This window comes from Sulfuriflexus sp. (assembly GCF_032250955.1).
GTDB lineage: Bacteria > Pseudomonadota > Gammaproteobacteria > AKS1 > AKS1 > Sulfuriflexus.
Genome location: NZ_JAVVES010000089.1, coordinates 1 through 8,211, shown reverse-complemented (window position 1 = coordinate 8,211; position 8,211 = coordinate 1). Strand labels below are relative to the sequence as shown.

Sequence of the window (8,211 nt, the reverse complement as noted above, 5' to 3'; positions counted from 1 at the left end):
CCTCCAATTTCCAGAAAACTATCTCTATTGCTCCAAATTCGCTATATTTTTACCCACTAATTTTTCCGAAGAGCCTGAATTTCAAACAGGGTCGCTGGCCGTGGTACCTGAGTGTGCCGTTATTGAGCGACAGCGCCGATACGGAAACCCTGAGACGCCTGCGGGTCCGGTTGCGCACCCTGCGTGATGGTGAGCTGGAAAAGCTGGCCTGAAACAGCCGCTGCCTGGACAGGGTGTGGTTAACGCGACCCTTACCCTAATCCAGCGGGGTCGCAATCCATCGGGGTCGGAGTCGCTGCTCAATCCATCGGGGTCGGAGTCGCTGCTTACAGGTGCATTTGACCTGGTTGCCAACGTCGCGGCTTGTTGTTCCAGCAAATCACCACACCCGCGCGACTCCGACCCCTAACCTCACATCGGAGTCGCTGCCTACAGGTGCATTTGACCTGGTCGCCAACGTCGCGGCTTGTTGTTCCAGCGAATCACCACGCCCGCGCGACTCCACATCGGGGTCGCATATCGGGGTCGCGCATATCGGGGTCGGAGTCGCTGTCTACAGGTGCTTTTGACCTGCTCGCCAACCTCGCGGTTCGTTGCTCCAGAGAATCACCACACCTGCACGACTCCGACCCCTAACCTCCGACCCCTTATCCTAGGCGGTTTGCCGGGTGGTGCGTTGGTAATTTTCCGGGACAAGGATCGTGCTATGGGCGGCACGACTGTCGGTTTGCGGGTAATCGAGCGTGTAATGCAGGCCGCGACTTTCCTTGCGCAGCATGGCGCTCTGAATAATCATGTCGGCGACCTGGGTCAGGTTACGCAGCTCGAGCAGGTCGTTAGTGACGCGGAAGTTGCCGTAGTAATCCTCGATTTCGCTGTTGAGCAGATCAACCCGGCGCTTGGCGCGTTGCAGGCGTTTGTTGGTGCGCACGATTCCCACGTAGTCCCACATGAAACGCCGTAACTCATCCCAGTTATGGCTCACCACCACTTCTTCATCAGAGTCAGTGACGCGGCTTTCATCCCAGGGCGGGAGCTGTGTCGACAAGCTCCAGCGTGGAAGGGCTTGTTCGATGTTCTTGCTGGCCGCCTCGGCAAAGACCAGGCATTCGAGCAGGGAGTTGCTGGCAAGACGATTGGCTCCATGCAGGCCGGTATAGGCGGTTTCACCGATCGCATACAGGCCGTTAATATCGGTGCGGCCATGATTATCGGTCATGATGCCACCGCAGGTGTAATGTGCTGCCGGCACCACGGGCACGGGCTCCAGGGTCATGTCATAGCCGTACTCGAGGCAGCTCGCATAGATGTTCGGGAAGTGACCGCGGATGAATTCGGCTGGCTTGTGACTGATATCGAGACAGACATGATCGATACCCAGGCATTTCATTTCATGGTCAATGGCGCGGGCGACGATATCACGGGGCGCGAGTTCTGCGCGTGGATCGAATTGTTCCATAAAAGTGCTGCCATCGGGCAGACGGAGCTTGCCACCTTCGCCGCGGATCGCTTCGGTCAGCAAAAGCGTCTTGGCCTTGGGGTGATAAAGGCAGGTCGGGTGGAACTGGATAAATTCCATGTTGGCCACCCGGCAGCCGGCGCGCCAGCCCATGGCGATACCGTCACCGGTCGAGACATCCGGGTTGGTGGTATACAGATAAACCTTGTTGGCACCACCGGTAGCAAGGACCACCGTGCGGGCGCTGAAGGTTTCTACATGGCCGCTGTCGCGATCCAGCACATAGGCACCCAGCGCGCGGTTACCCGGCAGCCCGAGTTTGGCGCTCGTAATAATATCCACGGCGATATGCTGCTCATACAGGGTAATATTCCTGTGGGCGTGGACGCGCTCACCGAGCGTGGTTTCCACGGCGCGCCCGGTGGCGTCAGCGGCATGGATGATGCGCCGACGGGAATGGCCACCCTCGCGGGTCAGGTGATACCCTCCCGAGCCATCCTCGCTGGGTTCCCGGGTAAAGAGCACACCCTGGTCAATGAGCCACTGGATATTCGCGGCACTGCGCTCGACCACCTGGCGGACAACCGCCGGATCACAGAGTTGGCCACCGGCATTGAGCGTGTCTTCGATATGTGCCTCGATGGAGTCGTCTTGCTCAAGCACCGCGGCGATGCCGCCCTGGGCATATAGACTGGAACTTTCCGTAAGCGAGCCCTTGGCGATAATGGCAACCTTGACGTCTTCGGCCAGACGCAGGGCCAGAGTCAGGCCGGCGATGCCGCCGCCGATCACAAGGACATCATGTGTATACTGCGTACTCATAGGCTTAACTTCAGGTCAAAATTCATTAGCGGGAGCCAAAATACCGGTTTGCCGCACCCGTTGGGCATGAGAATATAATAAAAGTATCATGCAGGCGAACTAATACCATGAAAAAAGGTCAATAAAACAGGTGGATGATGAGTAGTTCTGCCGATGAAAAGGGGAAGGCCAGAATGGCCGAGAAGAATGCGGACAGCGCGCTGGTCGCGCGGGTCCAGGCCGGCGACAAAAAGGCCTTCGATTTGCTGGTGCTGAAATATCAGCAAAGGGCGCTGAACCTGATCTCGCGTTATGTGCGCGATTCGGCCGAGGCGCAAGATGTGGCGCAGGAAGCCTTTATCAAGGCCTACCGGGCGCTGGCCAATTTTCGTGGTGACAGTGCGTTTTATACCTGGTTTTACCGCATTGTCATCAACACAGCCAAGAATTATCTTGTTGCGCAGGGCCGCCGGCCACCGCGGGACGATATCGAGGCCAGTGATGCTGAACAGTATGACAATGCTCATCATTTGAAGGAATACGCGACACCGGAACAACTGCTGCACAGGGACGAACTGGAAGAGGCGGTATATGAGGCCATTGGGGCCTTGCCTGAGGATTTACGCACCGCGATTATGCTGCGTGAACTCGAAGGCATGAGTTATGACGATATTGCGCAAGCGATGGATTGCCCGGTTGGGACGGTTCGTTCGCGCATATTCAGGGCCCGTGAGGCTGTTGACGCAAAGATTCGCCCGATGCTGGAGGGTGAACAATATGAGTAGTGGATGGGTAGTCCTATGATACAACATGATGAACGACTTTCTGCATTTGTTGACGGCGAGCTCGAGCAGGTCGAGGCCGATCGCTTGATCAGTGACATGCTGAGCAACCCGGAATTGCGTTCTCGCTGGCTGCGTTACCAGCGTGCCGGTAGTGCGCTGCGCCATGAAGGCGACATTTCATCTGCGGCGGATTTGCTTGCCGGCGTTCAGGCCCGGCTGGCGAGTGAGCCGACCCTCTTCGCGCCACAGCACAGGCGTCGTCACCTCTCGGCCACCTTCAAGCAAGTGGCCGGGATGGCGATTGCGGCCACGGTCGCGGCTGTTGCGGTGCTGATGATTCAGCCGGCCGAGAAGGCCTTCGGTCCGGGAGCGAGTCAGGTTGCCAAGGCGCCGGTCGCGGAGCAGCAGGAGTGGCTGCGGGTTAATACGGCCAGGTGGTCAGATGACCGTCCTGCTGTAGTCATGAAGCTAAACAGTTACCTGGTTAACCATAATGGTTACTCGACTGCAGTACGGGGTACCATGCCATATGCACCGATTGTGACGGCAGGCAATAATGCACGGCCGGCCAGGCCGGACGAGGATGCACCGGCTATTGAATACCTGCCGGGTGGAGATAACGCATCGCGATGAAAAAGGGTCTATTGTTCCTGCTGCTCCTTGCCGGCCTCACGCCTGCGGCAGGCATGGAGCAGATTACTTCCGAGACGGTGCGAGAATGGTTGGGCCGGGTGAGCCACGCAGGTGAAACGCTTAATTACCAGGGCACCTTTGTCTACCGGCAAGGCAATCAGCTGGAAGCCGTGCATATCATCCACAAGGCCGACAGTAAAGGCGAGCATGAACGCATGGTCTCCCTGAATGGCGTGGCCCGGGAAGTTATCCGTAACAATGATAACGTCACCTGTATCCTGCCGGACAATCGCTCAGTGCTGGTCGACAACCACGGCCCCGAAAACCGCCTGCCCTCGATTCCAAGTGACCTGAGCCATATTGGCGAATACTACGATTTTATCTTCGAAGGTTATGAGCGCGTAGCCTCACGCCCGGCGCGCAAGGTTATGATTCGGCCTAAAGACAGCTTTCGCTATGGCTATCGCTTATGGATTGATGATGCCTTCGAGTTATTGCTCAAGTCAGAACTACTCGACAGCCGCGGCAATGCCATCGAACAGATTATGTTTACCGATTTGCGTCTTTACGAACAGATTGACGACGATCTCCTCAAACCCAATATCAGTGGCAAAGAGTACACCTGGGTAACCGACAGTGATGATAAAGCCGATGAGCCCATGCCGATGGATGACCGTTGGCGTGCGGACAAGCTGCCGCAGGGCTTTATGCTTTCACATCGGAACAAACATCACCTGCCAGATACCCGGATGCCGGTGGAGCACATTGTTTACACTGATGGTCTGGCATGGGTGTCTGTATATATAGATAAGCTTGAGGCACAAAAGGAAAGCCTGCAGGGTGCATCAAGTATGGGCGCGGTTAATGCCTATGGCCGCAGCATGGGCGATTACCATATTACGGCGGTAGGGGAAGTACCGTATACTACGGTGCAGCTTATCGCTGACGCAGTTAACCATTATTGACGGTTCCCAGAGACCCATGATTGAAGAACGTGCACGTGTTATCGCTATCGAAGACAAAATTGCCTGGGTAGAGACGCAGCGCCAGTCAACCTGTGGCAGTTGCTCGGCAAAAAATGCCTGTGGCAGTTCGTTGCTGGAACGTCTGGTCGGCCGGCGCAGTAACCAGCTGGCCGTGACCCCGATAGAAGGTATGCAGGCCGGCGATGAGGTTGTCCTTGGTCTTGAAGAAAGCAGCCTGTTACAGGGTTCTTTTGCGGTGTATATGCTGCCGCTTCTATTGATGCTGTTGATGGCCATTATTGCCGAGGCATTATTCGCAGACAGTCGAGTGACCTCCGAAACCGTCTCTATCCTGGGTGGCTTAACCGGGCTCGGTATGGGCTTGTACTGGTTGAAGGCTTATGCCAGACGTGCGCTAATAGAAGGCCGGTTTCGTCCAGTAATTCTGCGTCGCGTTGCTGGTGAAGGTCAAGTTATCGCAATCAATGAAATAAAACGGGAGACATCATGAAATACCTGTCGGGTAATGTTCTTGTATATAAACTGGCGCTTGCACTGCTGGTGCTGCTGGCCTGGTCACAGGTTCAGGCGCGTAGTCTTCCTGACTTTACCGAGCTGGCCGAGAGCAACAGCCCGGCAGTGGTGAACATCAGTACCACCCAGAAAATCAAGCGCGGGCCGCGCCTGCCGGAAAACCTGCAAATCCCCGAACTCCCCGAAGACAGTCCGTTCCATGATTTTTTCCGTCATTTCTTTGATGAAGACGGCAATGCACCAATGCCGCGTGATGCGAAGTCACTGGGCTCCGGCTTTATTATTTCCGCCGATGGTTACGTGATGACAAACAACCATGTCATTCGCGATGCCGATGAGGTCATCGTGCGCTTGAGTGACCGCCGTGAGTTCACTGCCAAAATAGTGGGTTCAGATGCGCGCAGTGATGTTGCCTTGTTGAAGATCGATGCGGGCAGCCTGCCGATAGTCAAAATTGGCAAGTCAAACGACCTGAAAGTAGGTGAGTGGGTCCTGGCGATTGGCTCACCCTTTGGTTTTGACCATTCGGTTACTGCCGGCATCGTCAGCGCCAAGGGGCGCAGTCTGCCAAGTGAGAACTATGTGCCGTTTATCCAGACCGATGTTGCTATTAACCCGGGAAATTCGGGTGGTCCGCTGTTCAATATGGATGGCGAAGTGATTGGTGTGAATTCGCAGATTTACAGCCGCACCGGTGGCTTTATGGGGCTGTCATTTGCGATCCCCATCGAGGTCGCCATGAACGTGGCCGATCAACTGAAAACCAAGGGTCGGGTTACACGCGGCTGGCTGGGTGTCCTGATCCAGGATGTGACTGCCGATCTGGCCGAATCATTTGATATGGACAAACCACGCGGTGCCCTGGTATCACGGGTGCTGCCCGATAGTCCGGCCTCCAGGGCGGGTTTTGAAGTCGGCGATGTTATTCTTGCTTTCAACGGTGACGAGGTAAACCACTCCAAGGACCTGCCGCCGCTGGTCGGTCGTACACCGGTCAACGAGTCGGTACCGGTACGGGTGCTCCGCCAGGGCAAGACCCGTACCCTTAAAGTGGTCATAGGTGAATTGCCGGCCGAGGATGAAATTCGCGTCGCGAATAACGAGCCGAAAACCAGCCAACTGAACCGTATCGGGGTCACCGTTTCGGAACTGACGGATGCGCAACGTAAAAAAATCGAAATTGACGCGGGTGGTGTGCTGGTCAACGAAGTCGATGGTGCTGCCGCCCAGGCCGGTCTTCGCCGTGGTGATGTGATCACCATGCTCAATAATGAGAAGATCAGTGGCATTGAACAGTTCGAGAAAGTGGTCAAGAAACTGCCGGCGAACCAGTCCGTGCCTGTTTTGATACACCGTGCCCGCAGTGGCCCGGTCTTCCTGGCGCTAAAAATAACGGATGAGAAGTGATATAGCCGGTGCGGCTGTCAGGCTGACAGTGTATAGTCGCACCGGTTGCCACCTCTGTGAGGATATGGAGGTGGCATTGTCCGAATTACAAAAAGAGCTGGTTTTTCAGCTGCAACGCATTGATGTCGATAGTGATCCGGCCCTGGCTGCGGCCTATGGCACATCGGTGCCGGTTCTCAAGGAAGGGGATATCGAGATATGTCATTATTTCCTCGATATGCAGGCATTACGTGAGCATTTAGCGAATAGCCCGAATCAGTTATAATCCCCTCATTGAGGCGCCTGTGAGGCGCCGGTTTTTATTGTGTCCCTTATGCCAGAAGCCAATCAGGTAGTAATCTTATGAAGATGGAGAATATCCGTAACTTCTCCATTATCGCTCACATCGATCATGGTAAATCGACCCTCGCCGACCGTTTTATCCAGGTCTGTGGCGGGCTCACAAACCGCGAAATGCAGGCGCAGGTGCTGGATTCGATGGATATCGAGCGGGAGCGCGGCATCACCATCAAGGCGCAGAGTGTCTCGCTGGACTACAAGGCGCGGGATGGACAGGTCTATCACCTGAACTTCATTGATACCCCCGGGCACGTCGATTTTTCCTACGAGGTGTCACGTTCACTGGAAGCCTGCGAGGGCGCCTTGCTGGTGGTTGATGCCTCACAGGGCGTCGAGGCGCAGAGCGTGGCGAATTGCTATACCGCCATCGACCTCGGGCTTGAAGTCGTGCCGGTCCTGAACAAGATCGATCTGCCGGCCGCCGAACCCGAACGCGTCGTCAAGGAAATCGAGGAAATCATCGGCATCGAGGCAGAAGACGCCGTGCTTGTCAGTGCCAAAACCGGCATCGGTATCGAAGACTGCCTCGAACAGCTGGTCGTGCGTATCCCCGCGCCGCAAGGGGTGGCGGATGCACCGTTGAAGGCACTGATTATCGATTCCTGGTTTGACAACTATCTCGGCGTCGTATCGCTGGTGCGAATCATGGACGGCAGCATCAAGCCGAAACAAAAGATCCGGATTATGTCCACGGGCCGCGACTTCCTCGTCGACAAGGTGGGTCGTTTTACGCCAAAGCGTATCGAGACGGCATCCCTTGATGTCGGCGACGTCGGCTATGTGGTGGCCGGCATCAAGGAGATTGGCGGGGCGCCGGTCGGTGATACCCTGACTTCGCCGGATAACCCGGCCAGCGAGGCCTTGCCCGGATTTCGGAAGGTGCAGCCACGTGTGTTCGCCGGCCTGTTCCCCATCAGTTCGGAAGACTATGAGGATTTCCGTGAGGCCTTGCAGAAACTGAGCCTCAATGACGCCTCACTGCATTTTGAACCGGAAACCTCGCAGGCGCTGGGCTTTGGCTTCCGCTGTGGTTTCCTCGGCATGCTGCACATGGAGATTGTCCAGGAGCGCCTTGAGCGCGAGTACAATCTCGAGTTGATCACCACCGCGCCAACGGTGATCTATGAAGTCCTGACCACCAGGGGCGAGGTCATCAAGGTGGAGAATCCGGCGGCCCTGCCCGAGGCCAATTTCATTGAGGAGATTCGCGAACCGATTATTGTTGCGAATATTCTGATGCCACAGACATATGTGGGTAATGTGATTAACCTGTGTATTGAAAAACGTG

The 8,211-nt window shown here is 55.9% G+C and carries 8 protein-coding genes and 1 pseudogene; 8 read left to right on the top strand and 1 reads right to left on the bottom strand.

Translation table 11 applies throughout. The features are described 5' to 3' along the window. Positions 1 to 212: pseudogene (locus RQ738_RS12505) on the top strand (hypothetical protein); the annotation flags it as partial. A 440-nt stretch (positions 213 to 652) separates the two neighbouring features. Here the strand turns inward: RQ738_RS12505 and nadB are convergent. Next, positions 653 to 2,281 (bottom strand): L-aspartate oxidase, encoded by a 1,629-nt coding sequence (gene nadB, locus RQ738_RS12500; protein ID WP_314165585.1) that lies wholly within the window; start codon positions 2,279 to 2,281, stop codon positions 653 to 655. 173 nt (positions 2,282 to 2,454) lie between these two features. Between nadB and rpoE the strand changes: the two genes are divergently transcribed. The 7 genes from rpoE to lepA all read left to right on the top strand — a co-directional run. Beyond that, positions 2,455 to 3,045 (top strand): RNA polymerase sigma factor RpoE, encoded by a 591-nt coding sequence (gene rpoE, locus RQ738_RS12495; protein WP_314165588.1) that lies wholly within the window; start codon positions 2,455 to 2,457, stop codon positions 3,043 to 3,045. Between the two features lie 15 nt (positions 3,046 to 3,060). Continuing rightward, positions 3,061 to 3,678 (top strand): sigma-E factor negative regulatory protein, encoded by a 618-nt coding sequence (locus RQ738_RS12490; protein ID WP_314165584.1) that lies wholly within the window; start codon positions 3,061 to 3,063, stop codon positions 3,676 to 3,678. After that, positions 3,675 to 4,643 (top strand): MucB/RseB C-terminal domain-containing protein, encoded by a 969-nt coding sequence (locus RQ738_RS12485; RefSeq protein ID WP_314165582.1) that lies wholly within the window; start codon positions 3,675 to 3,677, stop codon positions 4,641 to 4,643. Before RQ738_RS12490 ends, RQ738_RS12485 begins: the two co-directional genes overlap by 4 nt. A gap of 16 nt (positions 4,644 to 4,659) precedes the next feature. After that, positions 4,660 to 5,154, top strand: coding sequence for a SoxR reducing system RseC family protein (locus RQ738_RS12480; RefSeq protein WP_314165581.1), 495 nt, complete (start codon positions 4,660 to 4,662; stop codon positions 5,152 to 5,154). Next, positions 5,151 to 6,584 carry a DegQ family serine endoprotease gene (locus RQ738_RS12475; RefSeq protein WP_314165579.1) on the top strand — a complete coding sequence of 478 codons (1,434 nt, stop codon included), beginning with the start codon at positions 5,151 to 5,153 and terminating at the stop codon, positions 6,582 to 6,584. Before RQ738_RS12480 ends, RQ738_RS12475 begins: the two co-directional genes overlap by 4 nt. Next, on the top strand, positions 6,574 to 6,849 hold the full coding sequence (locus RQ738_RS12470; protein ID WP_314165578.1) for a glutaredoxin family protein: 276 nt from the start codon (positions 6,574 to 6,576) through the stop codon (positions 6,847 to 6,849). Before RQ738_RS12475 ends, RQ738_RS12470 begins: the two co-directional genes overlap by 11 nt. Positions 6,850 to 6,932: 83 nt before the next feature. Beyond that, positions 6,933 to 8,211 (top strand): translation elongation factor 4 (lepA, locus tag RQ738_RS12465; protein ID WP_314165587.1); only part of this gene is annotated, 1,279 nt, incomplete at its 3' end.